Raw genomic sequence first — 24,008 nt, 5'->3', positions numbered from 1 at the left:
ACCCCCTCATGGGCGACAATCGAAATATCATCCTCGCCATCGTGATCTCGGCGGCCATTCTTATTCCTTATCAGATCTTCGTTCTGGGGCCGATGAATGAGCGCCAGCAGGCCGCCCGCGCCGCCGAACAATCCGCTGCTGTGCAGGCCGAGCTGACAGAGCTCGCCGCGAACTCGAATGCCACAGCGCCCGATGGCAGCGCCGCCGCCGAAGAACAACGCATCGAAATCGTCAGCGAAGCCGTCACCGGCTCCCTCTCCCTGACCGGAACGCGAATCGATGAATTGCGGCTGCAGCGTTATGATACCGAGGTCGATGATGAAACGCCGGTGGAATTCCTGCGCCGCCGTGAAGGGGCCAATGCCTTCTACGCTCAGGATGGCTGGCAGGGACTGGGCTCCGGCCCGACCGATGCGCCGGGCTTCAACGCCAACTGGACGCTCGTTTCCGGCAATCAGCTGACCCCGGAAACCCCGGTCGTGCTGGAATATCGCGGCAGTGACGGTCTCGTCTTCCGCCGCACGATATCGCTCGACAACGATTACATGTTCACCTTCGCCGACGAGATCGAGAACACATCGGGCCAAACCGCCAGCCTGTCTCGGTTTGCACGCGTGCGGCGCGATGGCGAACCGCCCGAACCCTGGTCGCCCTTCTTCATTCTGCACGAAGGCCCGATCGGCGTGGTCGGCACGACCATTCTTGATGAAAAATACCGCTCCCTGGATGCCGGCGATGAAACCGACCGCTCCGGCACGGGCGGCTGGATGGGCATCACTGACAAATACTGGATGGCCGCCGTGATCCCCGACCAGTCCATGGAATTTGAAGGCTCCATCCGCCTGATCGGCCGTCAGGGCGATGACACCTACCAGTCCGGCTATGTCACCCAGCCGGTAGAGCTGGCACCGGGCGCGACCCTCGCGACAACGGCGCGTATCTTTGCCGGTGCCAAGCGGGTCGATCTCCTGCAAGCCTATGAAGAAGACCTGGGCATTTCCCGTTTCGACATGGCGGTCGACTGGGGCATGTTCTGGTTCCTCACCCGTCCGTATTTCTGGCTGCTGCACACACTGTCCGGCTTCCTTGGCGGCATCGGCTTTGCCATTCTGGCCGTGACCGTTCTGGTCAAGATCATCTTCTTCCCGCTCGCCAACCGGGCCTATGTCTCGATGGCGAAGATGAAAAACCTGCAGCCGAAAATGCAGGAAATCCGCGAGAAATACGCCGACGACAAACAGAAGCAGCAGCAGGAAACCATCGCGCTCTATCAGCGCGAGAAGGTCAATCCGCTGGCCGGTTGTTTGCCGATATTATTCCAGATCCCGGTTTTCTATGCGCTCTATAAAACGCTGTTTGTGACGCTGGAAATGCGCCACGAACCCTTCCCGGGATGGATTCAGGATCTGGCCGCGCCCGATCCGACCAGCGTCTGGAACCTGTTTGGCCTGCTGCCCTATGACCCGTCCGGCCTGCCACTCATCGGCACGACGCTCGCCATCGGGGCCTGGCCGATCCTCATGGGCATCACCATGTGGGCGCAGCAATCGCTCAACCCGCCCCCGCCGGACAAGATGCAGGCACGGATCTTCGCCTTCCTGCCAATTGTCTTCACCTTCATCCTCGCCAACTTTGCAGTCGGGCTGGTGATTTACTGGGCATGGAACAACTTCCTGTCCGTGGTTCAGCAATACATCATCATGCGGCGGCAAGGCGTCGAGACCCAGCTCGACAAGCTGATCAAGAAGCTCGCCAATCGCAGTGGAGAAGCAAGCTGACCGCCGAGCCGGCCCGCTCCTCCTCCGGGCGCGGCCGCGCCCTGTTCGTCCGCCCCTGTGAGTTTATCAAGGGGGCCGTCGACCTCGCCGGTCTGCCCCCGACCGACATGCCCGAAATTGCTTTCTGGGGCCGGTCGAATGTCGGCAAGTCGAGCCTGATCAACGCGCTGACCAATCGCAAGCAACTGGCCCGCTCTTCGGGCGAGCCGGGCCGCACGCGCGAACTGAATTTCTTCGATCTCGGCGGCGCAATCCGCCTCGTCGATTTGCCGGGTTATGGCTTTGCCAAGGCGCCGAAGAAAACGGCGCAGGTCTGGACCAAGCTGACCGAAGCCTTCCTCAAGGGCCGCCCCAATCTCAAGCGTGTCTATCTTCTGGTCGATGCCCGCCACGGGCTGAAGCCCACGGACGAGACGATGATGGACGGACTGGATGAAGCCGCTGTCAGCTATCAGATCATTCTGACCAAGGCCGACAAGCTGAAGCCGGGCGAGCTGGCGAAAATGGAAGCCGAGACGCTCAGGCAGATCGCCAAGCGCGCTGCGGCCTTCCCGGAGCTGATCCCGACCTCATCGACCAAGAAATCCGGCCTTGATGATCTTCGCGATGCGATTGCCGCGTTTACGCCGGAATTTTCCGGATAAGGTGAAGCGATGATGTTTCGCGCTTTTCTTTTTCTGAGCTTGCTGATCCCGGCCATGCCCGCGCAGGCCGCGGATATCTGCAATGAAACCAGCTTCATCGTTGAGGCCGCTCTGGGCTGGGCCACGCCCGAGCGCGACATCGCGGTCGAGGGCTGGACCCGGATTCGCCCCGGCGAATGCGTCGAGGCCGGCCCCGATATCGATCCCGACAGCGACGACCCCCTTCTATTCTACGCGCGTTCGACCGCCGCCTATCTGGGCGGCGTCCGCGAATGGGGCGGCCAGCTTGATCTCTGCGTTGGCGCCTCGGACTTTGCTGTGGAAGGCGTCAGCGATTGCGATGCCCTGGGGCTGGACCGCCGGGGCTTTGACATTCTGCGCGGCGAGCACCGCTTCCGCACCGTCCTGATCGAACCGGCGGATTTCGGGGATGATGCTCAGGAAGCCGGCACACAGCGCCTGCTGCGCGATGCCGGTTACGACATCCGCTCCATCGACGGGCTGGAAGGCCGACGCACGACGCGGGCAATTTCCGCCTTCGTGCAGGCGGAAGCCCTGCCGCGCACGCCGCCCCGGCCCGAATTGATCGATGCGCTGGAGGCCGCTGCCTTGCGCCGCAATGCCGAGGCCGGCCTGATCCTGTGTAACGAAACCGAAGGCCGGATTGCCGTGGCGCTCGGGCGCGAGCGCGAGGAGATATGGGAAGCGCGCGGCTGGTGGCGGCTGGATGCGGGCGGTTGTGCGCGCCTGATCGCCGATCATCTGACCGAAGCCAATGCGTTCTACTATGCCGAACGCACCGGCGAGTCCGGCGGGCAGCTGCAAGGCGGCACCGAGACTTTCTGCTTTTCCCCCTCGCGCTTTGTCGCCGAAGGCCGCGACGATTGCGCCGGCCGCGGATATTCCAGCGCGGCTTTCCGTCAGATACCTGAACCGGTCGAGGGAACCAGCCGTATAGAGCTGACCATTGCCGATTTCAGAATTCCGGCACAACAGGCAACGCCGGAGGCTGAACAGCCATGACACCGCCCGATCTGTCCCACGTCTCCAACTGGGTCTTCGACCTCGACAATACGCTCTACCCTTCGGACGCCGACGTCATGTCGCAGGTCGACCGCAGGATGACGGAATATGTCGCGCGTGAGCTGAACCTTTCGCATGCCGACGCCCGCAAGGTGCAAAAGGATTACTGGCGCGAATACGGCACCACGCTGAACGGGCTGATGGCCAATGGGCAAGTGCGAAATGGCCGTGAATTTCTGGATTTCGTGCATGACATTGATCACAGCGTCATCACGCCGGACCCGCAGCTGGCCGAACATATCCGGGCCTTGCCGGGCCGCCGCTATGTCTACACCAATGGCTCGATGAAGCATGCCGAGGATATCTGCCATCACCTCGGCCTGACCGATTGTTTTGATGACATGTTCGATGTCGAGGCCGCCGACTTCAAACCGAAGCCGCATCGCTCGGGCTATGATCTGTTTTCCTCGCGCTTTGACATCAAGGCGCCGGAAAGCGCCTTCTTTGAAGATTCAATCCGAAATCTGAAAACCGCCCACGAAATGGGCTGGACCACGATCCTGGTTCGCGCCCGGCCGGGCCCGCGCGATGAAGAAAGCGCCGGGCCGGACGATCATCCCGATCATGTCCATTTCGCCGTGGATTGCCTCAAGACCTTCCTTGCGACCGCCAAGACGAAAGACAAAGCCGCATGACCGATCTGGATATCGCCACAATTATTGACGACGCCTGGAACCGCCGCGATCAGGCTGGCGCTTTGAACGATACAGTCGTTTCAGCCGTCGCACAGGCCATATCGCTTCTGGATTCCGGCAAGGCGCGTGTGGCGGAAAAAACCGGCGGCGAATGGATCGTCAATCAATGGCTGAAAAAGGCCGTGCTCCTTTCTTTCCGCCTCAATCCGATGGGCCTGATCGACGGCGGCATTGGTGGCGCGAAATGGTGGGACAAGGTCCCATCCAAATTCGAGGGCTGGGGCGAGGCTGAATTCAAGGCCGCCGGTTTCCGCGCCGTGCCGCCCTGCGCCGTCCGCCGTGGGGCTTTCATTGCACCCGGTGCCGTGCTGATGCCGTCCTATGTCAATATCGGCGCCTATGTCGGTGAAGGGGCCATGGTGGATACCTGGGCCAGTATCGGCTCCTGCGCCCAGATCGGGAAGAATGTCCATGTCTCCGCCGGTGCGGGCATTGGCGGCGTGCTGGAACCCTTGCAAGCCAATCCAACCATCATCGAGGATGGCGCCTTCATCGGCGCGCGTTCCGAAGTCGTCGAAGGCGTCATCGTCCGCGAAGGCGCGGTGCTGGCTATGGGCGTTTTCATCTCCGGCTCGACCAAGATTGTCGATCGCGCCACCGGCAAAATCACCTATGGCGAAGTCCCGCCCTATGCCGTCGTGGCACCGGGAACGCTACCCGATCCGAAGGGCGGACCGTCGCTGGCCTGCGCCGTCATCGTCAAGACGGTCGATGAGCGCACCCGCGCCAAGACCGCCATCAACGAGCTTCTGCGGGACTGAATGACCGACCCACTCGACCTCGCCCAGGCCCTGATCCGCGCGCCGTCTGTGACGCCGAAGGATGAAGGCGTGATGGATGTCTTGCAGGGCGCGCTTGAAGACGTTGGTTTTGTGGCGAGACGCTATCCTTTCGAAGAGGTCGACAATCTCTATGCCCGCCTTGGCAAGGATGGCCCGGTGCTGGGTTTTGCCGGTCACGTCGATGTTGTGCCGCCGGGCGATGAAGCCAGCTGGACCAATGGCCCGTTCGAAGCGCGCATAGAAGATGGCGTCCTCTGGGGACGCGGCGCGTCCGATATGAAGGGCGCATTGGCGGCCATGGTCGCAGCCGTCTCGCAGGTAAAGGCCGGACACGATATTCCCGGTTCCATCGTTTTCCTGATTACGGGGGATGAAGAAGGCCCGGCCGTCAACGGTACCAAACGCCTGATGGAAGCCCTGCACGAAGAGGGCGAACGCTTTGACCATGTCCTCGTCGGAGAGCCGACCAATCCACACAAGATGGGCGAGACCATCAAGGTCGGCCGCCGCGGTAGTTTGAATGGCGTGATCCGCGTTATCGGCCGGCAAGGCCATGTCGCCTATCCCGAACTCGCCGATAATCCCGTCCCGAAACTGATCGAGCTTTTGAACCGCTTATTGTCGCACACGCTGGATGACGGCGCGCCGCATTTCCAGAAAAGCAATCTGGAAGTGACCTCCATCGACGTCGGCAATGAGCCGCACAATGTCATTCCCGGCGAGGCGCGCGCGAAATTCAATATCCGCTTCAACACCGCCCACAAGGGCGACGATCTCAAACGCTGGATCGAGGATGAAGCCCGTTCCGCTGGCCTCGGATTTGGCGGCAAGATCGAGCTCGACCTGAAAGTCACCGGCGAGGCTTTCCTCTCTACACCCGACCATTTCACCGAGGCGCTGAAAGCCGCCGTCGAAGCCGAAACCGGCCGCGTGCCGGCACTGACGACCGGAGGTGGCACATCGGATGCCCGCTTCATTCGCTACTATGCGCAGGTGGCCGAGTTCGGCCTGGTCGGCGCAACCATGCATCAGGTCGATGAGCGGGTGGACGTGGCGGATATCGAAACGCTGACGCAGATCTATGCGCGGCTGATCAAATCCTATTTCGGGCTGACACCATGATCCGCCTTCTGACCGATACGATGCAGGGTGTGAAAGCCGTCGGGCGCGCCCTGTCTTTTCGCGAGGACTGGGCCGAAACGCTCGATCTGTCCGCCAGCGGACTGGTCCGCAGCTTCTTTGCGGCAATCGTATCCCTGCCCATTCTGGTCTTTGTTCTGCTTGGCCTCCAGCAATTGAATATCGACAATATCGAGGGCTACGAGAATCGCCTCACCGCGCTCGACATGATCGGAACGCTGGCGCGCATCTGGCTGGTCTTCCCGGTTCTGTCGATTTTCCTGACCCGGCTGACCGGAACCAAACACCGCTTCGTGCACTGGGTGGTCCTGCACAACTGGGCGGTTTTGGTGCTGCTGATGGTGCCGGTCTTTCCGGTCGCCTTCTACCTTCTCGGCCTGACCAGCGCCGCCGGTGTCGCCTTCTCGATCGGCTTTCTCTATGAGGGCTTTCGCTATTTCATACATTTCCGCGTCGCGCAACTGGCGCTCGGCCTGCCCCTCGTCTGGACCATCCCCATCGCCATGATCCCGGTGATCGTGAACATGGTCCTCGCCTACGGGCTCAACTGACGCGCCGCAAATCTACACGTTCCAGATAGAAGCCGCCCCTATTCCGGGTCGATATTGTCAGAACAGTTGCATTCCACCATTATCGGTGGATGTTCAAACCGCGCATCATGTACATCGAAAATAAAGCCGGTTCGCTAAATGGTCAGGCCCGGATCGGGCGTGTGACATTTTCGAAAACGGGTAAATCCATCCATTATGATGGCCGCACCTTCCAGACGCTCCGGGGCAGGGGCTACAAAGCCAATTATTTTGATGTCGAGACCGGAGAAGAATTCTGGATATCCGGCCCCCGCAAAGACGGTAAGGACCGGCTCTATTCCGAAAGCACGCAGCCAGTCGATGTCGACGACGATGTGGCTGAGGAATATTGGCGGGACATCAGAGGACAGAAGCGCGCTGAAACGCCAAAACGCTAGTAATCCACCCGCTCCAGATAGAGACCGTCTGCGGGCGCGACCGGACCGCAGGCCGCGCGATCACGCGCCTCCAGTGCCGCTTTCATATCCTCCGGCGCCCATTTACCGCGGCCGATTTCCACCAGCGAGCCGGTGATCGACCGCACCTGCCGATGCAGGAAGGAGATGGCGGAACAGGTCAGCTCGACCTCATCCGCCACGCGCCGGACCGCAATCTTTTCCAGTGTTTTGACCGGTGATTTCGCCTGGCACTGGATATCGCGGAAGGTCGAGAAATCATGCGTCCCGACGAGACATTGCGCCGCGGCATGCATGACATCGACATCGAGCTTTTGCGTCACCCGCCAGATCTTGCCCTTGTCCAGCGTCAGCGGCGGACGGCGATCAATCATGCGATAGATATAATGGCGCTTGGTGGCGGAATGCCGGGCGTGAAAGCTCTCGTCCACGGCCTCGCACGACAGGACCGCGATCGGCTCGGGCCGCAAATGCTGATTGATGGCATCGCGCACCGTATCGGTCGGCAAATCCTTGTCGAGATCGAGATGGGCCACCTGCCCTAGCGCATGAACGCCGCTATCAGTGCGTCCGGCCCCGTGAACCTCCACGGATGATCCGTTCAGCTTTGTCGCGGCACGCTCCAGACTGCCCTGCACGCTCGGACCGTGATCCTGCCTCTGCCAGCCCATGAAGGGCCCGCCATCATATTCCAGCGTCAGCTTGTAACGCGGCATCAGCCCAGCACCGTTCCGGCGGGCAACGTATTGCCGCGCAGAAAATCCTCGGCGTCCATCGCCGCCTTGCCCTCGCGTTGTAACCGCGTCAGGCGCACAGCGCCCTCGCCACAGGCGATCAACAACTCATCATCCAGCGCGGTTCCGGGCGCGCCATCGCCTTCCTCGGATTTCGCCAGATGGGCTTTGACCCGGACCGGGCCTTTGGCGGTGGGAAGCTCGAACCACGCGCCCGGAAAGGGCGACAGGCCGCGAATCTGGTTGGCGACATGCTGTGCCGGCTGGGTCCAGTCGATGCGCGCTTCTTCATTGGTGATTTTCTTCGCGTAGGTCGCGCCGTCTTCCGACTGGGCAACAGCTTCCAGCGAACCGCGCTCCAGCGCCGCCAGCGCGCGCGGCCACATCTGCGCGCCCGCGCCCATCAGCCGGTCATGCAGGCTGCCCGCGGTATCGTGCGGGAAGATGCGCACCGTTTCCGACAGAAGGATCGGCCCGGTATCGAGCCCGGCCTCCATCTGCATGATCTGCACACCGGTCAACTCATCCCCGGCCATGATGGCACGCTGGATCGGTGCCGCCCCGCGCCAGCGCGGCAAAAGCGAGGCATGAAGATTGAGACAGCCCAGACGCGGCGCATCCAGTGCCGCCTGCGGCAGGATCTGGCCATAGGCGACGACGGCGGCCAGATCGAGATCGAGTGCCGCGAAGTCCGCCAGCACATCGGGATCGCGGAAGCTGTCAGGCGTATGGACCTCCAGCCCCAGAGTCTCGGCCAGTGCATGGACCGGCGTTTTCTGTTCGGCCTTGCCCCGGCCTCTCCGGCGCGGCGGCTGGGTATAGACGCGGACAATCTCGTGTCCGGCAGCGGCAATCTCAACCAGAGAGGCGGCGGCAAAATCGGGCGTACCCATAAAGGCGAGGCGAAGTGTCATGGCGGCGTTTCAACCAATCCCGCCGCCAAGATCAAGACTTATCCGCAATCAGTCCTCAAATCCCCACGGCGCCGGCGGCGCGTCTACCGGATTGGAGAGGTCGAAGACGGCGCGGAAAGTCCGGTCCGGCCGGTCCAGCCCGTAGGTGAAGATCTGCCCTTCGATCCTCATTTGCCAGATATTGTCTGCAGAAGCGGGGATGTCCTCACGCTCAAAAAGGTCGCGGCTGAATTCATCCGCCGGGAAGAATATGTGGAATGGAAAGACCACCGAGCTGTCACCGCCATACTGGGTGAGCACGTCCTCGGAGCCGTCTTCATGGCGATGGTCATGCTTCAGGCGATAACCGTCTTCAGTGCGCGTCAACACCCAGGTCCGCGAGCGGTCTTCGCCGACATGCAGCGGGATGCGGATTTCATCCTCGGAACATTCGCGCACATGCATGATGAGGGTCTGGCCGGCCCAGTCGGCATCGCGCTCATCCTCGCTCGCAACCCCACCTGCGAAGGCCTGCCCGCAATGAGCGGTCAAGGCTTCAAACAGGTTTTGCGGTTCTACAGCGGCCTCATCGGCCCTGTAACCGGGTGAGGCTTCCATCGAGCAGGCCGACACAAAAGCGGCTGCGCCAGCCAAAATTCCAATCCGGATCATCATATCTCAAACTTTCTCCCATTGCGTGCGCCGCAATTCCATCACCAGACACGCATCATCGTCGAAGTTGCGCTCGCACACATCAACAAATCCCAGCCGCCGGTAAAAGCGGATCGCTTTTTCATTGATGATCAGCGGGTCAATGATGATATTTGTCACCGCGGGGTCGGCAAAGCAGAGGTCAATGGCCTGCGCCATCATCTGCGTGCCGTAACCCCGGCCGAGATCCGTTTCCTCCCCAATCCAGATATCGATCGCCCGCTGATTGGGGGCGCAATGGCCCCAGTAATGGGTCTCTTCCAGATGCGGATCGATGATCTGAACCACGCCGATGGCGCGGCCATCTTCTTCGCCGATCAGGATATCAAACCAGCCGACATTCCGCGCGATCAATCCGGCCCAGTCCTCGCGCTCCTCGTCGGGCAAGGGCAGGTCCGGGTCAAAGCCCGTACACCATTTCACATGAGGCTTGTTGTCCCATCTCTCCAGCCGGGCGACATCATCCAGCGTCGCCGGCCGCAAGATCACGCCGCGTCGTCCTGCTCGCGCTGTTTGACCAGCTTCTTCACCTTCTGGACCGCGCGCTGACGCTTGAGGCGGGAAAGGTGGTCAATGAAGAGCACACCCTCCAGATGGTCCATCTCGTGCTGGATGCAGACCGCAAACATGCCCTCGGCAATCTCGGTCTTCGGCTTGCCGTCATAATCGAGATAATCAATCTGGATCCGGTCCGGGCGTTCGACCTCATCAAAATAGGTCGGCACGGAAAGACAGCCCTCTTCATAGGGCAAGGTATTTTCGGACGGATCCGACAGCACCGGATTGACGAAATAGCGCGGATTGCGCTCACCCTTGCCCCAGTCGAGATCCATGACGATGACCCGCTTGGGCACGCCGATCTGGATCGCAGCAAGACCGATACCGTCCGCCGCATACATGGAATCCAGCATGTCATCCATCAGCGAGCGAAGCTCCTCATCGACCTTGTCGACAGGCTTCGACACTTCTTTCAGCATCGGGTTCGGAACGGTGAGTATTTCGCGTACGGCCATGAGGCTTAAGTATGCGAGAGGGTGAAAATCTTCAAGTCTCGTTTTCGGATCTGGCTTCCAGTGCAGGCAGATCGTCGTCACCATCTGCCGCATCGAGATACCCTGCCGGCAGGGATTTCTTCGTCTGGGCACCCAGCGCCTTCAGCATTTCGGTCTGGCGGATGACATTGCCGCGCCCGGAGGACAGGCGCCCCTTCGCTGTCGACCAGGCATCATGAGCCTGATCGAGGCGCTGCCCCACCATGTCCAGCTCCTCCACAAAGCCGACCAGCTTGTCATAGAGCTGCCCCGCCCGGTCGGCGATCTCGCGCGCATTCTGGTTCTGGCGGTCAATCGTCCAGAGATTCTGCACCGTGCGCATGGCCATCATCAGATTGGTCGGCGTCGCGATCATGATGTCGCGCTCCCAGGCATACCCCGCAAGATCGGGGTCGCTCTGGAAGGCAAGGCTCGCCGCGCCCTCGAGCGGAATGAACATCAGGGTGAAGCTGACGCCTTCATAGAGCTTGGGATAATCCTTCTCGTGCAGGCTCTTGATATGATTGCGGATCGAGACGAGGTGCTGTTTCAGCGCGGCATCGCGGTCCTCGTCGCTCTCGGCGTTCACGCACACCTCGAAGGCTTTCAGGCTGACCTTGGAATCAATGACAAGTCGCTGATTGCCCGGCATGTCCACCACGACGTCGGGCCGCAGGCGCGCACCTTCGGAATCGGTCTCGCTTTGCTGGGTATGAAATTCCTGCCCTTCGCGCAGGCCGGCCTTTTCCAGAATACTGGTCAGGATCAATTCGCCCCAATCGCCCTGCATCTTCGACGAAGACCGCAGCGCATTGGCCAGATTGGTCGCATCCTCGGACATTTGCTGCGCATCCTTGTGAAGGATCTGCACCATGCGATCGAGCGAGGACGTCTGCTCCACGCGCTTGTGGGAATCGATCTCGACCTTCTCGCGGAACTCCTTCAGCTGATCGCGCAGCGGGTTGAGCATCTTGTCCAGCGATTCCTTGCTGGATTTGCTCAACTCCTCGCCGCTCGATTTCAGGATTTCACTCGCCGTGACCTTGAACGTCTCTTTCAGCTGCTCGCGCGCTTTTTCCAGATCGGCCAGCTTCTCGGCATGATGCCGTTCGGCCGATTTCAGTTCGCTCTCCAGCCGCGCAAAGCGGGTTTCCGCGGCCTCGCGGGCCTCATTCGCCCGTTTCAGCGCTGCTTCAGTTTCCGCCAGATCCTGATCCAGACGGTCGGCAATCGCCGCCTTGCTGCGCAAATCCGACACCTCCGCCTCCAGCCGGGACTTGGCACGGCTGGTCACCAGCCAGAGCGCAAACAGGCCCAGCGTGATCACGGGCGCAGCCACAATCAGAACAGTTTCAAGCGTCAGCGTATCCAGCATCGAATCATCCCGTCATATTGGGGGCCAGTCTAATCCCTCCCCGCCCGGCCTGAAACCGGCACTCTTCTTGCTTTCTCCTCTCACGAGAAAGAGGAGCGGGCAGAATGCGCGTAAAAAGCGTTTCGATACGGGACTTGAACGACGCCGAAATCAGCCAGTGGCGCGATTGGGCGTATCAGGATGGGCAATTGGTCAGCCCCTATCTCTTGCCGGATTTCGCACAGGCCGTCGATCGGGTCCGCTCTGATGTCCGCGTCGCCGTGATCGAACAGAATGATCAGACCGTCGGCTTTTTCGCCTTTCATGCGCCCCGTCATTTCGGCCTGCGCCCGGTCGGCGCGCCCATGTCGGATTATCAGGGCGTTGTCGCCAAACCCGGCGTGAGCATCTGCCCCAACGAATTCCTGACCCAGCTGGGCGCCGGATTCATGGCGTATGAAAACTGGTGGAATGGCGCGGGCTGCGCTCTCGAAAAGGCGCGCGAGCGCGATGGCTCGGTCGTGGTCGATCTCTCGAACGGCCCGGACGCCTATTTCGCCGAGCGCAAGGCCGCGCACAAGTCCCAGTTCAAGAAGATGGATCGCCGCCTGCGCAATGCCGAGCGTGATTTCGGCCCGGCGCGCCTCGTGGTTGGCGATCCCGACGGACAGCTCTTTGCCACGCTGAACCGCTGGAAGTCGGACCAATACAATGCGACCGGCAAACTGGATGTGTTCGATATCGACTGGGCGCGGCAATTGCTGGTGAATCTGAACGCCGCGGACGATGCCTGTTTTCAGGGTCTGACCTTCGCGCTCTATTTTGGCGATGAACTGGCCGCGGTGGAATTCGGCCTGCGGGCGGGCGATGTCTACCATTCCTGGTTCCCGGCCTATGATGACCGCTTCGCCAAAGTCTCACCGGGCTTGCTCTTGCTGCATGAAATCTTCAAGGCCGCACCGGACCTTGGTCTCAACCGCGTCGATCTCGGCAAGGGCGGGGCTCACTACAAGACCTATTATGCGTCCTACGAAGTGCCGCTCGATACCGGCCGGATCATCGCGCCCAGCTTTGCGGCGCTGGGTCTGCGGTCCTGGGATGTCGCCGAGCACTGCGCCAAAATCCTGCCCGGCAAACTGTCAGAACTACCCGTTCGGGCCCGCCGCCGCTGGTCGCAGGTCAGCGCTTTCGAACCGGATCTGGCCGCGCGCTTGCGCACTTTCTCGAAATTCTTCCGGAATCCGCCAAAAGCCGCGTAATCAGGCCGGCCGGCGCGATTTGAACGCGGCGGTCAGCGTCCCGTCATCAAGGTAATCGAGCTCCCCGCCGACGGGGACGCCGCGCGCGAGGCTGGTGATATCAACAGAGAGGCCCTCCAGCCGATCGGAGAGATAATGCGCCGTGGTCTGACCATCGACTGTCGCATTCAGCGCCAGTACGATTTCCTTCACGACCGGATTTCCAGCCCGTTCCAGCAAGCCGCCAATATTGAGATCATCGGGCCGCACCCCGTCCAGCGGTGACAACACCCCGCCCAGCACATGATAGCGGCCCTTGAAGGCCGCCGCTCGCTCCAGCGCCCAGATATCGCCGACCGTCTCGACCACGCAGATCACCGACGGATCACGCCCCGGTGCGGCGCAAATGGCGCACGGATCGGTCACATCCATATTCCCGCAAGTCGAACAGGCGGTGATCTTGTCAGCCGCATCGGCCAGTGCTTCGGCCAGCGGGCTCATCAGCGCGTCGCGTTTCTTCAACAGGTGCAACGCCGCGCGCCGCGCCGAGCGCGGGCCGAGCCCCGGCAGTTTGGCCAGCAGAGCGATGAGACGTTCGATTTCAGGTCCGGCGGAATGGGTCGACACGTCGGCTTATCCCGGAATCGAGAAGCCGGGCGGCAGGGGCAGTCCGCCTGCCGCCTCTTTCATCACGCGCGCCTGCACCGCTTCGATCTTGCCGCGCGCATCGGTGAAGGCCGCCTTGATCAGATCCTCCACAACTTCCTTTTCGCTTGCGACGAGAATGGAGGGGTCCAGCTCGATATCCTTGATATCGCCTTTGCCCGACAAGGTGACACGCACCAGCCCGGCACCCGATTCACCGGTCACCGATTCTTCGGCCAGCTTTTCCTGCGCTTCCTGCATGCGGGCCTGTAATTCCTGCGCCTGCTTCATCAATCCCATCAGGTCTTTCATGACTGGCCCTTTGCGGTTTCAGCGGTTTCGTCCGGCTCAGATATGGCCGGTCGCCGCACTTCGACAATTTCAGCGCCGGGAAAAATCCGTAAAGCCTGCTGCACGACGGGATCACGCGCCACTTGCTGGGCGTGTTCGCGCTCTTCCCGCTTCTGACGTTCGCGAATCGTCTCGCCACCCCGGCTGTCATGCGTGGCCATCACCGCCCAGGTGACGCCGGTCCAGTCCTGCAGGCGTTTGGCGACACGCTGTGCCAGATCCGGCGGCGCATGCTCGGCGGGTTCAAACACAATCCGCCCCGGCTTGAACGAGACCGGACGGATAAAGCGCATCATATCCGAGCGCAGCGCCGCATCGGCGCGTTCCGTCATCGCCTCGATCATGGCGTCCAGAGAGGCCGGCGCGTCCTTTATCTCCAGCACCGGCGCTGCATCCTCCCCCGGCACGTCATCGGCCGTTTCAATGGCCGGCGGAGGCGGCGGCAGCGATGTTTCAGCTTCCGCAACAGGCGCAGCGGGCGGCGTATCAACCGGCGCTGCCGGTTCAGACTTTGGGGCGGACGGCGCGGCCCCCTCATCGCCGCGCAGTAACCTGGCCGCATCTTCCGGCGAGGGCAGTGATGCCGCAGATCCCAGACGCAGCAGCGTCATCTCCGCGGCGGTCAGGGGATCGGGAGCACGGCGCACATCATCGAGACCGACCAGCAGGATTTTCCACAAGCGGGTCAGCTGCGCGATCGAGAGCGTTTCCGAAATTGTCACGAGGCGCTGGCTCGTCTCCTTCGCCTCGGCCAGATCGGCATCAGGCCCGGCGGCCTTCACGCGGGTCAGCGCGTGCACATAGTCCAGACAGTCACGGGTGATGATGGCCGGATCACCGCCGGCTTCATAAAGCGAGGCCATCTCGGCCAATGCCTTGGCATGGTCGCCTTGCAATGCCGCTTCGAGCAGATCAAGCACGCGGGCGCGGTCCGCCAGACCCAGCATGTCGCGGATTTGCAGCGCCGTGACCGGGCCGTCCGAGCCCTCACCCTGCACAATCGCCTGATCCAGCAGGGACAGCGCATCGCGCACAGAGCCTTCGGCGGCGCGCGCAATCAGGGCCAGCCCGTCCTCGGCAACCGATGAGCCTTCCTTGCCGCAAATGCCTGACAGGTGGTTGGCCAGGACATCGCGGTCGACGCGTTTGAGGTCAAACCGCTGACAGCGCGACAGGATCGTCACCGGCACCTTGCGGATTTCGGTCGTCGCGAAAATGAATTTGACGTGGGGCGGCGGCTCTTCCAGCGTTTTCAGAAGCGCATTGAACGCCGCATTCGACAGCATGTGCACTTCGTCGATCACATAGACCTTGTAGCGCGCCGACACCGGCGCATAGCGCACGCCTTCAAGAATTTCACGGATATCGCCGACGCCGGTCCGGGAGGCCGCATCCATCTCCATCACGTCGACATGGCTGCCCTTCTGGATGGCATCGCAATGCACACCGGGCGGATCCAGCGTGATGGACGGCCCCTCGGCCGCATCCGTGAGATAGTTGAGCGCGCGGGCGATCAGGCGCGCCGTGGTGGTTTTGCCTACCCCGCGCACGCCCGTCATCATATAGGCGTGGGCGATCCGGCCAGACGCGAACGCATTGGTCAGCGTCCGCACCATGGCTTCCTGGCCGATCAGCTCTTCAAAGCGCAGCGGGCGGTATTTGCGGGCCAGCACCTGATAGCCAGCATCGGTCTCCGCGACATCGAGCCCCAGAGACGGGCCCGGATCGGTGTCCGTCATGGGTTCGGGCGCGTCGTCCATATCACCTTGTTGGGCTGATTCCGGAGATAAGTGGAAGACCGGACGGCGACCCGAACCGAAACTCGTTACGGCTGCTTCCTTCCGGACCTGACCGGGTTGGCGAGGCGTCCGTCCGCGCCGATCTTCCACTGACTAATATCGGACGTTGGGCGCTGATGTGCAAGGCTTCGGACTCAGCTCTGCATCCAGGGCGCATCCGGCCGGGATCGGAGCGCCGTGTAATACGTGGCCATGACGAAGCGATCCAGCTTGCCCAGCGTCTGATGGCCAAGTTCGATCGCACCAAAGCCTTTTGCGTCGAGATATTCTGCCGCTGTGCTGAACACCATCCCCAGCGTCACTTTCGTCGCCCCGTCCTGATCCGTAAAAGCCACCCAGGCGTCGGCATGCTTTGGCCCGTTCTCGCCCTGAAGCAGCGAATACTGAAGCCCTTCTTCAGGCCGGACGTCGGAATAGCGATGATGGTTTGGATAAACCGTTCCATCCGGCCCGATCATATCAAAAAGCCATTCACCGCCCGTACGTAAATCTATGCGTTCGGTTTGACAGGTGAAGCCGTCCGGGCCCCACCATTGCGGCAGGGTGACGGGATTGACCCAGGCATTCCACACGGTGGATCGCGGGGCGTGAATCGTCCGCTGCAGGGTCATAGTGCGTTCCGCGACACTTGCGAGATTGTCCAGTCCCGCGCCAAAGCCGGCGCGATAACCGGACTCCATGTCTTCAGCGAGCGAGGACAATTGCACCGTGACGACAAGGCGGCTACGCGTCTCGTCACCCGAGATTTCGGCGGTGACCAGCGAGACCGAGTGGGTTTCTCCCTGACAGGAAATCACCTCGGAATTTACGCTGTACTTCAGGGGCACGAGCGCTAGCCAGACGCCTTCGCTGCGCACATCGGGCTGTCCGTCCACTTTGCAGAGCGACACCTCCCGGCCGCCAACCCTCGTATCGGCCTCCAGAAACTCCACTGCGACCGAAGGGGCAGGCGCAGCCCAGATCGCACGTGCTGCCGGGGCCGTCCACGCCTCCCAGAGGGTTGTGACCGGCGCGGCAATCTCCCGCTCGAAGGTCAGGGTAGCGAAACGGCCACTCATTTCGGCAGGCTCCGCGCATAGGCCTCAAGCTGCGTCGCCGCCGTGCCCCAGCCCATCTGTTCATGCTGTTCGCGGGTTTCCGGACTACGGTGGCGCGCGGTGGCCGTGTAGATGGTGCCGCCGTCAGCTGCGTCTTCCAACTGCAGGATGGCCGTCATGAAAGGCTCGGGCGCAGGTTTCCAGCCTTCGCTATAAGCATCGGTAAAGACCAACTTTTTGCCGGGCACCACCTCCAGATAGACGCCCACATTCTCCATAATATTGCCGTCGACATCAAACGTCGTGTTGAAGCGCCCACCAACCCGCAAGTCGATATCTACCGACGTGACCTTGTGCGGCGCGGGAACAAAGAAATGCGGAATATGTTCGGGCTGTGTCCAGCACTCCCAGACCAGCTGCCGGGGCACGGCGAGTGTGCGGGTAAAGCTCAGGTCAGTCTTCGGATCGAGTTTGAGTGTCATTTCGGTTTTCCTTGTTCAATGCCGTCACAAACGCATCAAACCGGTCGAGTCGGCCTTCCCACATCACGCGTTGATCCTCGAGCCATGTCTGCGCCGGCGTGAGCGCCTCAGGAACGAGGGCGCAGGTACGCACCCGCCCGTCCTTGGACGACACCAGCAAGCCGGCCTCTTCCAGTACGGAGAGGTGCCGCATGACGGTCGGCAATTTGAGGCCCGTGGGCTCCGCCAGATCGGTAACCCGTGTCGGCGTTTTCGCCAGCTGGGTCAGAATGGCCCGCCGGGTCGGGTCGGAAAGCGCGTGAAAGAGAAGCGAGAGTTGCGGTTCATGCTTAGTCATATTGCTAACTATTATGACGGATGCGGATGACGCAAGCCAAAACTTCGCTAATTCGCTAAGTTTTTACATCTGAGCGCGCAGGATTTCTTGCTTGGTCCCTGTTGCGGGCCCTTGCGTGGAATTGAAATCAGCCCGGAGTCACACGGATTTCATATCGGCTGTGGCGCGAGGCCAGACGGGGCTCCTGGGTGGAGATTTCAACGATGAAGGGGGCAGACGCCTCGACCGTGAATTCATGGCTTCCGGGCTCCGGACGCTCCCGCTGGATACGCCGCCCGGATTCCGCGTCATAGACGATAATCCCGTAGCGCATGTCTTCGCTCTCGAATGCGACGGTCAGCGCCACATTGCCGGTCGCATCAATGCGCCAGAGATCACTCAGATCATCATGCCCGACCAGACCTGTTCCGGTTTCACCGGCGGCCAGCGCGGGATAATCGCCGTCGCGCTCGGAATCCGCATCGCCTTCGCCATTGTCGGACACATCCTCGATGGCGATTTCAAACAGGCTCAAGGGCGTCACGGTTTCATAATTATCGCCCACGCCGAAGATGAAACCCTCACCCGTCGTATCGATATAATAGCCCACCAGGCTTTCACCCGGCAGGTTGCGTTCGCGAGGGAAGCCGGACCCGGCCCGCTCCCCGTCCGGCCCCAGCATCCGGATCGTCATCGCGCCCAGCGAAGCTTGCGTTTCCAACGCATCCTCACCGTCGCCGGAATACGCATAGCTTTGTAAAAGGCCGCGCACGACACCCATTTCGCCTTCATCGGTGTCCACGCGGTAATAACGATACTCGCCCTCAGGAACGAGTTCGCCAATCGTGTAGATACCGGGCTGCAGAGGCACGGCATCCTCCGGCGTTAGGCCGCCCCGCACCGGGTTTTCACAGCGGATCAGTTCCCGCGACGACCGGCTGACCGTCATACCCGCCACTTCCCGCATCGCCCTGGCCAGCGCCTCGCCATCAGGCGCAGGAATATACCGGCCTCCCGCAGCTTCCGCGACGGCGCGCATTTGCGCCTCCTGATCGGCATCCAGATCAAAGCCGACCACATAGGCCGACACATTGATATTCTCGGCGCGCAAGGCGGCGGCCGCGGCCACCGGGTCGCCATGGCAGGTCTCCTCCCCGTCAGAGAGGAGAACGATCAATCGCTCCCGCGCTTCAATGGCTTCAAGGTCTGCGGCCGCCGCCTCCAGGCTCGCGGCAATCGGTGTATATCCATAGGGTGACAGGCCGGACGCCGCATCGCGCAAAGGGCCGAGATCATCGCTTAGAAAATCCGTCAGTTGCTGCGTGTTCGGGCAGGAGGCTTCGGCGGTATGTTCGACGCTGGCATCAAAGCCATAGGCACGAAGCGACGCTGCGATATTCGCGTCCTCGATCACCTCCAATGCGTTGATGAAGGCGGTGCGGGCGGCCTCCATCTTCGAACGGCCACCGGCATCGCCGGCCATCGAGCCGGAGGCATCCAGAATGAACTGCACCGCCACCGGCCCTTCCCCTTCCGGCGCAACATCTTCGCTGCCTTCAAAGGAGACCCCGCGCACGACTTCCAGAAGGCGTTGCTGGATGACATCAAAGGCCGGACAGGCGTCGACGCCGTTTTCTACTTGCGAGACAAATGTTTGCGCCATCGCCGCACTGGTCGTCATGACAGTAGCAAGCAGGGCTGAATGAACCGATCTCATAGGCGCCTCCCCCATTTCGGGGGAATCCTATCACAAGCCGGCCAAAGGCCGCAAAAGCCGGAGCGGTATCAGCCCGCCGCCGAGCGCAGGAAGGTCTCATGCGCATCCAGGGCTTCGATCAGATCGATATCGCCATTGCGATCGACCAGCAGATCACGCCAATAGCTGGCGATACGCGCCTGCGTTTCCAGCCAGTCGCGAACCGCCAGCTCGGTTGCGGCTTGCGCCCGATTGTCGACCGCCGCTGACACTCCATCCACTTGAATCTGACCTGACACGTTTTCCTCCCGGCTCGATTGAATTGAGCGAGAGCAAACTAACCTATTTGCGAATGCGTCGCAACTGCAGAGTTGCCATCAGGATCGGCCCCAGCGCGCATTCCAGCCACGCTCATCGACATGCACGAACGGGCCATGCGCCGACGTCGAGCCGTATTCGCCCAGCCCGCCATGGAAATCCGTCCAGTCCGGTCGCGCCAGCGTGCGGTCGATAAAGTCATACAGCGCCGCCGCATCCTGCCGGTCGATGACGCCATCCCGGTTGAGATCGTCCATAATCCCGTCGCCATCCTCGTCGATATAGATATCCGCCGCCCCGCCATAGACGTGGCGCGAATAGCGGCCATTGCCGATGCCGGCATTATAGACCGGCGTCCGGTAGCCGCTCATCACGACAAAGCCGTCCGTCCGCCAGCCATGGGCATTCACTTCCTCCAGCAAGCGTTCCAGCTTCAGAAGCAGGCGTTCGCGGACAACGGCATAGCGCACCGGACCGCCCTCCTGCTTGCACAGGAACTGGCCGAGCGTGAAATGGGGAGAGATCGGCAAATCGTGCAATTCCGGCGGTACTTCAATGAAGCCCGCTGGCGGCAGATAGGCATCATGCCCGCGATAAGGCTCCTGCGGGTACTGACCGATGGCATAGCCCTGCAGCACGCCTGCCTCGATTTCCGTGGCCGGCCGCAGCACAAACGCATTCAGCCGGATCAGCTCGCCCGAAGAATTGCGGATTTCGATGACGTGATGGCCCGGCGTGTCCGGCGCCCGCCAGCTGGCCTCGGTCGGCGACAGCGTGTCCAGCCCGTATTCCGCAGAATAAGTCACCGCCTCGGCAGAGGACAAGCTCACGAGATCGCCCGGCATGACCAGCGTGGCAAAGGTGCGGTAATCGGCCTCGATCTCATTATTGATACGAACCGAAAACCCCACCCGACCGGCATCAAAGCCTGCGGTCTCCCGGGCCGCCGGATCAGGGGGCGCAGTCGCCGCCAGATCCGACGCCCGCGCGGGCAGAGTGGAGACCGTCAGGGCGAGGCCGAGAGTGGCGAGTTTGATCATTTTCATGGGACCGATCCATGGCCATAAGAATTGTAGGGTCTTTATCATATAGGTCGTGCACCATGCGAACGGAAGCATCTGCGTCTAGAAAAGCGGTAAAATACAGAAAATGAACACGAATTTCCGTATCGACATCGAGGCGCGTCTCCTGCCGGGTCTCGACAAGCGCCGCAATGTCCGCCGGTTCGGTCAGGCTGGCATCGGCCACCCATTGCGCCAATTCGACCGCATCGCGCACCCGCACACATCCGGAAGACAGAGCGCGCGGCATTTCATCAAATCTCTGCCGGCCGGGCGTGTCATGCAGGAAGGTGCTGTGCGGATTGGGGAAGATCAGCTTCACCACACCCAGCGCATTGAGCGGTCCGGGCGCCTGCCGCAGCCGATAGGGAAAGGTGGCAGCGCTGACCGTCGTCCAGTCAATCGTGGCGGCGTCCACCACCTGACCGTCCCGATCCAGGATCTGGAATCCGAGCCGCGCTACCGCATCCGGATCACGCCGGAAGAGCGGCAATTCATCATTCACGGCCAGACGGTGCGGCGTTTCCCACCAGGGATTGACCACCATATAGGCCAGAGTTGCCGACAAGACCGGCGTGGGGCGCGAGACCCGGCCCACGATCACATCATGGCGCCGGACAACCTGCCCTTCCTCCACGACCTGCAGCGTGAAGTCGGGGACATTGACCGCGATATGGCGCGCGCCGAAATCATCCGGCAACCAACGCAGACGTTCAAGATTGGCGCGGAGGGTCTCGGCTCTCTGGCTGGGCGTCCGGTTGATCCAGGCCAGCGTCGCCGGACCCGCAATGCCGTCAGGATGTATCCGTGCCAGCATCTGGACATTCCGGACCGCGGTCTGCACCTCCGCATCAAACCCGGGAGTAGCGTCGATCGTCTCGAAGTCCGTGGAAATCGCTTCAATCGGCACGACCGGGGATATCGGCTGTAACCGCCCCATCTGAATCAATCTTGCGCGTAAGGCGTCCACATCGGCGCCGCTATCGCCCAGCTCCAGATGATCACGCGAGGTGATCACGGGCGGCCAGTCATCATCCGATTGTTTCAGCCAGAATAGTCGCTCGCGTATCAGCGCCTGATAGGCCGGTGTCTGTGGCTCGAATCCGGCCAGAACCGCCGCAACATCGCCCGTTTCGAGGGCCCGGGCCAGCGCCGCATCAACATCTCCCCGGCGCGCGGCAAATGGCCATTGCTGTTCGATGACATGCGGGTCGAGACGTCCGGTCAGCAAATCCTGCGCGAAACTCCGGAACGCCTCTTCGGCGAGCCGGTCAATTGCCGCCGACGCCACAGCTGCATCCGCACTGGCGAGCGTGTTCAGGTGATAGTCTTGCGGCCTCAGGCCATGCCGTCCGGCATCGGCGATCACTTCGACAAGGCTTTCCAGCGCGCCGGAGCGATCAGGCCCCGTCCATTGACCGGACTGCGCCCATGCCGATGACGGCAGGCAGATGACGAGAAGAATGAAAACCAGCCTCATCCCAAAACCATACGCCCTATAAGGGCATTCTGGCTACGGGCATGTTGACGCGGTCGAAAGCCTAGCTGCGGTCAAGACGTGTCTGGTCTGAGGGTTCAAATCGCAGCCCCGTGTCACTTTCAATGGCGCGATATTGCAGTAGATCGAAATGGGTCGCGCCGATATCGATCAGATTGAAGCCGGCCGCCTCCTCCCGCGTTCGCGAGGAAAATGCGGTCGATGCGCCGACGAACCAGCTGGTGGAATCACCCGAGCGGACGGGGCAGGCAAAATGCTGGTGCAGATGCCCGGTCAGAACGAGATCGGCACTGTCTGCGATTTTCTGCGCAAAACGCGGCGCGCGCCGCGTCCGGGCACGGCCCCGATTCTCCAGCGGCGAGAGAATGGGATGGTGCGCGGTCAGAATGCGTGTCGGGGCCTGCCCATCCGCCAGTGCCTTGAGCGGCGCTTGCAGATGCCGCGAGGAGACAACGCCCAGCGACCAGTCAAAGCGGAATTGGGCACCACGAGCCGAATTGAAGCTCTCGATCTGAACCCGATCATTGGAGAAACGCGGTGCGGAATGCGCCTCGACCGCCTTCTGCAAGCGCCGCCAGGGCCGCGTCAGACGCGACCCGATGTTCAAAAGCGGTGTGTCGTGATTGCCGGGCGTCAAAACGACGGGGGCTTCAATCGCGGCCAGAAATTCGGCTGCTTGCGCAAACTCCTGACGCGAACCGGTCTGCGTCAGATCACCGGCCACGACAACAATATCGACACCAATGTCCGGCAATTGCTTCAGAAAGTCAGCGACGAGATCCGGCGACTCGTCGCCGAAATGAAGGTCAGCGATATGGGCTATACGGGTCATACAGACAGGACCTGTACCCGCTTGTGTCCGAATTCAAGGGTGACAGGACTGCTCATGATCGCCGGTTCGCCATCCAGAATGAGCGGAATGGCGCGCGGAGAGCGCACGGTCAGCCGCCGGGTCTCGACCGTCCAGTTACGGCCCGCCTCGTCCACGCCCGGCAGCGCTGCCATTGCCAGGCCGCTGATCAGGTCGGCAACGGTTTTCATGCGGCCGCCAAAGACCAGGAACTTGCCGTCTTCCACGATGGCGTCCGGGCAGGTCACATAAATCGCCGTGGCGCGCCGCGGACCACTTTCGCCCTCGATATCGGTCAGAAAAGGCTGCCGGAAGAAGGATCGCCACCCCACTCTCAGATAAGCGAGGGAACGTCGCGCCCGGCCAAAAAATCCGATCCGGCGAATATCTTCCCTGAATTTCACCAGTGCCGGCGACACGGCAAACAGATGACCATTGGCCTCGCCCAGTGGCAGCCACCTTGTCTCGGCGCGAAGCGCGCCGTCCAGAATAGCGTCAATGTCGATGGTATCGTGGACATAGCGGGCCAGAAGATTGGCCGTGCCGCAGGGCAGGATCAATGCGGGGGGCACATCATCCAGCCCGGCCAGCTCGTTCAGAACCGATATCAGCGTGCCATCGCCTCCGGCAATTGCGATCACATCCACGCCGGATCCTTTGAGCGCGGCAAGATCGATCAATTCGTCCGTTTCCAGATTGGTCTCGCCGGAAATCGTCCAGCCCGCAGCGCGGATTGAGTCCCGCAGCTCGGTAATGTCCAGACCCCGGACAAAAGCGCCGGACATGGCATTGTAAATGAGGTGGAGCCGTTGTCGGTCCATATTCGGGGTCCTTCGTTTCTGGTTGCACTCGTTCAACGGTTTACGCGGCGCCGGGTCTGTCTCATA

27 protein-coding genes and 1 other RNA gene are annotated in these 24,008 nt (G+C 61.5%); 9 read left to right on the top strand and 19 right to left on the bottom strand.

Annotation, left to right across the window (positions count from 1 at the left end):
* The first annotated feature begins 8 nt into the window (after window positions 1-8).
* From yidC to P0D52_RS02470, 8 genes are all read left to right on the top strand, one after another.
* Window positions 9-1,778, top strand: coding sequence for a membrane protein insertase YidC (yidC, locus tag P0D52_RS02505; RefSeq protein ID WP_394693870.1), 1,770 nt, complete (start codon window positions 9-11; stop codon window positions 1,776-1,778).
* 41 nt (window positions 1,779-1,819) lie between these two features.
* Window positions 1,820-2,422 carry a ribosome biogenesis GTP-binding protein YihA/YsxC gene (yihA, locus tag P0D52_RS02500; protein WP_394694752.1) on the top strand — a complete coding sequence of 201 codons (603 nt, stop codon included), beginning with the start codon at window positions 1,820-1,822 and terminating at the stop codon, window positions 2,420-2,422.
* A gap of 9 nt (window positions 2,423-2,431) precedes the next feature.
* A complete protein-coding gene (locus tag P0D52_RS02495; protein WP_394693869.1) occupies window positions 2,432-3,445 on the top strand; it encodes a DUF1036 domain-containing protein in 1,014 nt (337 codons plus the stop codon).
* Complete coding sequence (locus P0D52_RS02490; RefSeq protein WP_394693868.1) at window positions 3,442-4,140, top strand: pyrimidine 5'-nucleotidase; 699 nt, start codon at window positions 3,442-3,444, stop codon at window positions 4,138-4,140. The genes P0D52_RS02495 and P0D52_RS02490 overlap by 4 nt, the downstream gene beginning before the upstream one ends.
* The gene (gene dapD, locus P0D52_RS02485; protein WP_394693867.1) at window positions 4,137-4,961 is read left to right on the top strand and encodes a 2,3,4,5-tetrahydropyridine-2,6-dicarboxylate N-succinyltransferase; all 825 of its coding nucleotides are present in this window, start codon (window positions 4,137-4,139) and stop codon (window positions 4,959-4,961) included. The genes P0D52_RS02490 and dapD overlap by 4 nt, the downstream gene beginning before the upstream one ends.
* On the top strand, window positions 4,962-6,104 hold the full coding sequence (gene dapE, locus P0D52_RS02480; RefSeq protein ID WP_394693866.1) for a succinyl-diaminopimelate desuccinylase: 1,143 nt from the start codon (window positions 4,962-4,964) through the stop codon (window positions 6,102-6,104).
* Window positions 6,101-6,673, top strand: coding sequence for a hypothetical protein (locus P0D52_RS02475; RefSeq protein WP_394693865.1), 573 nt, complete (start codon window positions 6,101-6,103; stop codon window positions 6,671-6,673). The genes dapE and P0D52_RS02475 overlap by 4 nt, the downstream gene beginning before the upstream one ends.
* Window positions 6,674-6,834: 161 nt before the next feature.
* On the top strand, window positions 6,835-7,089 hold the full coding sequence (locus P0D52_RS02470; RefSeq protein WP_394693864.1) for a 1-deoxy-D-xylulose-5-phosphate synthase: 255 nt from the start codon (window positions 6,835-6,837) through the stop codon (window positions 7,087-7,089).
* On the opposite strand, the gene truA is transcribed toward P0D52_RS02470, so the two are convergent.
* The 6 genes from truA to rmuC are packed head-to-tail and all read right to left on the bottom strand — an operon-like array spanning window position 7,086 to window position 11,851.
* Entirely contained in the window at window positions 7,086-7,823 is a 738-nt protein-coding gene (truA, locus tag P0D52_RS02465) for a tRNA pseudouridine(38-40) synthase TruA (protein ID WP_394693863.1), read from the bottom strand. The genes P0D52_RS02470 and truA overlap by 4 nt on opposite strands.
* Window positions 7,823-8,755: a methionyl-tRNA formyltransferase gene (gene fmt / locus P0D52_RS02460; RefSeq protein WP_394693862.1), complete on the bottom strand. Its 933-nt coding sequence runs from the start codon at window positions 8,753-8,755 to the stop codon at window positions 7,823-7,825. The genes truA and fmt overlap by 1 nt, the downstream gene beginning before the upstream one ends.
* A gap of 48 nt (window positions 8,756-8,803) precedes the next feature.
* Window positions 8,804-9,409, bottom strand: coding sequence for a hypothetical protein (locus tag P0D52_RS02455; RefSeq protein ID WP_394693861.1), 606 nt, complete (start codon window positions 9,407-9,409; stop codon window positions 8,804-8,806).
* Between the two features lie 3 nt (window positions 9,410-9,412).
* Window positions 9,413-9,934 carry a GNAT family N-acetyltransferase gene (locus P0D52_RS02450; RefSeq protein ID WP_394693860.1) on the bottom strand — a complete coding sequence of 174 codons (522 nt, stop codon included), beginning with the start codon at window positions 9,932-9,934 and terminating at the stop codon, window positions 9,413-9,415.
* Entirely contained in the window at window positions 9,931-10,458 is a 528-nt protein-coding gene (gene def / locus P0D52_RS02445) for a peptide deformylase (protein WP_394693859.1), read from the bottom strand. Before def ends, P0D52_RS02450 begins: the two co-directional genes overlap by 4 nt.
* Window positions 10,459-10,489: 31 nt before the next feature.
* Window positions 10,490-11,851 carry a DNA recombination protein RmuC gene (gene rmuC, locus P0D52_RS02440; protein WP_394693858.1) on the bottom strand — a complete coding sequence of 454 codons (1,362 nt, stop codon included), beginning with the start codon at window positions 11,849-11,851 and terminating at the stop codon, window positions 10,490-10,492.
* A gap of 104 nt (window positions 11,852-11,955) precedes the next feature.
* Between rmuC and P0D52_RS02435 the strand changes: the two genes are divergently transcribed.
* On the top strand, window positions 11,956-13,089 hold the full coding sequence (locus tag P0D52_RS02435) for a GNAT family N-acetyltransferase (RefSeq protein WP_394693857.1): 1,134 nt from the start codon (window positions 11,956-11,958) through the stop codon (window positions 13,087-13,089).
* Here P0D52_RS02435 and recR read toward each other — a convergent pair whose 3' ends face one another.
* From recR to P0D52_RS02370, 13 genes are all read right to left on the bottom strand, one after another.
* On the bottom strand, window positions 13,090-13,695 hold the full coding sequence (gene recR, locus P0D52_RS02430) for a recombination mediator RecR (RefSeq protein WP_394693856.1): 606 nt from the start codon (window positions 13,693-13,695) through the stop codon (window positions 13,090-13,092).
* A 6-nt stretch (window positions 13,696-13,701) separates the two neighbouring features.
* Complete coding sequence (locus P0D52_RS02425; RefSeq protein ID WP_394693855.1) at window positions 13,702-14,025, bottom strand: YbaB/EbfC family nucleoid-associated protein; 324 nt, start codon at window positions 14,023-14,025, stop codon at window positions 13,702-13,704.
* Entirely contained in the window at window positions 14,022-15,824 is a 1,803-nt protein-coding gene (locus tag P0D52_RS02420; protein ID WP_394693854.1) for a DNA polymerase III subunit gamma/tau, read from the bottom strand. The genes P0D52_RS02425 and P0D52_RS02420 overlap by 4 nt, the downstream gene beginning before the upstream one ends.
* 29 nt (window positions 15,825-15,853) lie before the next feature.
* Window positions 15,854-15,951: signal recognition particle sRNA small type (gene ffs, locus P0D52_RS02415), an RNA gene on the bottom strand.
* Window positions 15,952-15,997: 46 nt separating this feature from the next.
* On the bottom strand, window positions 15,998-16,921 hold the full coding sequence (locus P0D52_RS02410) for an SRPBCC domain-containing protein (RefSeq protein WP_394693853.1): 924 nt from the start codon (window positions 16,919-16,921) through the stop codon (window positions 15,998-16,000).
* Window positions 16,918-17,382, bottom strand: a complete 465-nt coding sequence (locus P0D52_RS02405; RefSeq protein WP_394693852.1) for an SRPBCC family protein — start codon at window positions 17,380-17,382, stop codon at window positions 16,918-16,920. The genes P0D52_RS02410 and P0D52_RS02405 overlap by 4 nt, the downstream gene beginning before the upstream one ends.
* A complete protein-coding gene (locus P0D52_RS02400; protein ID WP_394693851.1) occupies window positions 17,354-17,719 on the bottom strand; it encodes an ArsR/SmtB family transcription factor in 366 nt (121 codons plus the stop codon). Before P0D52_RS02400 ends, P0D52_RS02405 begins: the two co-directional genes overlap by 29 nt.
* 127 nt (window positions 17,720-17,846) lie before the next feature.
* Window positions 17,847-19,415: a VWA domain-containing protein gene (locus tag P0D52_RS02395; protein WP_394693850.1), complete on the bottom strand. Its 1,569-nt coding sequence runs from the start codon at window positions 19,413-19,415 to the stop codon at window positions 17,847-17,849.
* A gap of 68 nt (window positions 19,416-19,483) precedes the next feature.
* Entirely contained in the window at window positions 19,484-19,693 is a 210-nt protein-coding gene (locus tag P0D52_RS02390; protein ID WP_394693849.1) for a hypothetical protein, read from the bottom strand.
* A gap of 78 nt (window positions 19,694-19,771) precedes the next feature.
* Window positions 19,772-20,758: a D-Ala-D-Ala carboxypeptidase family metallohydrolase gene (locus P0D52_RS02385; RefSeq protein WP_394693848.1), complete on the bottom strand. Its 987-nt coding sequence runs from the start codon at window positions 20,756-20,758 to the stop codon at window positions 19,772-19,774.
* The gene (locus P0D52_RS02380; RefSeq protein WP_394693847.1) at window positions 20,664-22,253 is read right to left on the bottom strand and encodes a murein L,D-transpeptidase; all 1,590 of its coding nucleotides are present in this window, start codon (window positions 22,251-22,253) and stop codon (window positions 20,664-20,666) included. The genes P0D52_RS02385 and P0D52_RS02380 overlap by 95 nt, the downstream gene beginning before the upstream one ends.
* A gap of 61 nt (window positions 22,254-22,314) precedes the next feature.
* A complete protein-coding gene (locus tag P0D52_RS02375) occupies window positions 22,315-23,103 on the bottom strand; it encodes a metallophosphoesterase family protein (protein WP_394693846.1) in 789 nt (262 codons plus the stop codon).
* Window positions 23,100-23,942, bottom strand: a complete 843-nt coding sequence (locus tag P0D52_RS02370; RefSeq protein WP_394693845.1) for a diacylglycerol/lipid kinase family protein — start codon at window positions 23,940-23,942, stop codon at window positions 23,100-23,102. Before P0D52_RS02370 ends, P0D52_RS02375 begins: the two co-directional genes overlap by 4 nt.
* Window positions 23,943-24,008 lie beyond the last annotated feature (66 nt).

Origin of the sequence: Hyphobacterium sp., assembly GCF_043584775.1 — a bacterium.
Taxonomy (GTDB): Bacteria; Pseudomonadota; Alphaproteobacteria; order Caulobacterales; family Maricaulaceae; genus Hyphobacterium.
This window is presented reverse-complemented; position numbering and strand designations above follow the sequence as displayed.

Coding starts and splice junctions, on each gene's coding strand:
- yidC (WP_394693870.1), top strand. CDS start 9: ATGGGCGACAATCGAAATATCATCCTCGCCATCGTGATCTCGGCGGCC.
- P0D52_RS02495 (WP_394693869.1), top strand. CDS start 2,432: ATGATGTTTCGCGCTTTTCTTTTTCTGAGCTTGCTGATCCCGGCCATG.
- P0D52_RS02490 (WP_394693868.1), top strand. CDS start 3,442: ATGACACCGCCCGATCTGTCCCACGTCTCCAACTGGGTCTTCGACCTC.
- dapD (WP_394693867.1), top strand. CDS start 4,137: ATGACCGATCTGGATATCGCCACAATTATTGACGACGCCTGGAACCGC.
- dapE (WP_394693866.1), top strand. CDS start 4,962: ATGACCGACCCACTCGACCTCGCCCAGGCCCTGATCCGCGCGCCGTCT.
- P0D52_RS02475 (WP_394693865.1), top strand. CDS start 6,101: ATGATCCGCCTTCTGACCGATACGATGCAGGGTGTGAAAGCCGTCGGG.
- truA (WP_394693863.1), bottom strand. CDS start 7,823: ATGCCGCGTTACAAGCTGACGCTGGAATATGATGGCGGGCCCTTCATG.
- fmt (WP_394693862.1), bottom strand. CDS start 8,755: ATGACACTTCGCCTCGCCTTTATGGGTACGCCCGATTTTGCCGCCGCC.
- P0D52_RS02455 (WP_394693861.1), bottom strand. CDS start 9,409: ATGATGATCCGGATTGGAATTTTGGCTGGCGCAGCCGCTTTTGTGTCG.
- def (WP_394693859.1), bottom strand. CDS start 10,458: ATGGCCGTACGCGAAATACTCACCGTTCCGAACCCGATGCTGAAAGAA.
- rmuC (WP_394693858.1), bottom strand. CDS start 11,851: ATGCTGGATACGCTGACGCTTGAAACTGTTCTGATTGTGGCTGCGCCC.
- P0D52_RS02435 (WP_394693857.1), top strand. CDS start 11,956: ATGCGCGTAAAAAGCGTTTCGATACGGGACTTGAACGACGCCGAAATC.
- P0D52_RS02425 (WP_394693855.1), bottom strand. CDS start 14,025: ATGAAAGACCTGATGGGATTGATGAAGCAGGCGCAGGAATTACAGGCC.
- P0D52_RS02420 (WP_394693854.1), bottom strand. CDS start 15,824: ATGGACGACGCGCCCGAACCCATGACGGACACCGATCCGGGCCCGTCT.
- P0D52_RS02410 (WP_394693853.1), bottom strand. CDS start 16,921: ATGAGTGGCCGTTTCGCTACCCTGACCTTCGAGCGGGAGATTGCCGCG.
- P0D52_RS02405 (WP_394693852.1), bottom strand. CDS start 17,382: ATGACACTCAAACTCGATCCGAAGACTGACCTGAGCTTTACCCGCACA.
- P0D52_RS02400 (WP_394693851.1), bottom strand. CDS start 17,719: ATGACTAAGCATGAACCGCAACTCTCGCTTCTCTTTCACGCGCTTTCC.
- P0D52_RS02395 (WP_394693850.1), bottom strand. CDS start 19,415: ATGAGATCGGTTCATTCAGCCCTGCTTGCTACTGTCATGACGACCAGT.
- P0D52_RS02385 (WP_394693848.1), bottom strand. CDS start 20,758: ATGAAAATGATCAAACTCGCCACTCTCGGCCTCGCCCTGACGGTCTCC.
- P0D52_RS02380 (WP_394693847.1), bottom strand. CDS start 22,253: ATGAGGCTGGTTTTCATTCTTCTCGTCATCTGCCTGCCGTCATCGGCA.
- P0D52_RS02375 (WP_394693846.1), bottom strand. CDS start 23,103: ATGACCCGTATAGCCCATATCGCTGACCTTCATTTCGGCGACGAGTCG.
- P0D52_RS02370 (WP_394693845.1), bottom strand. CDS start 23,942: ATGGACCGACAACGGCTCCACCTCATTTACAATGCCATGTCCGGCGCT.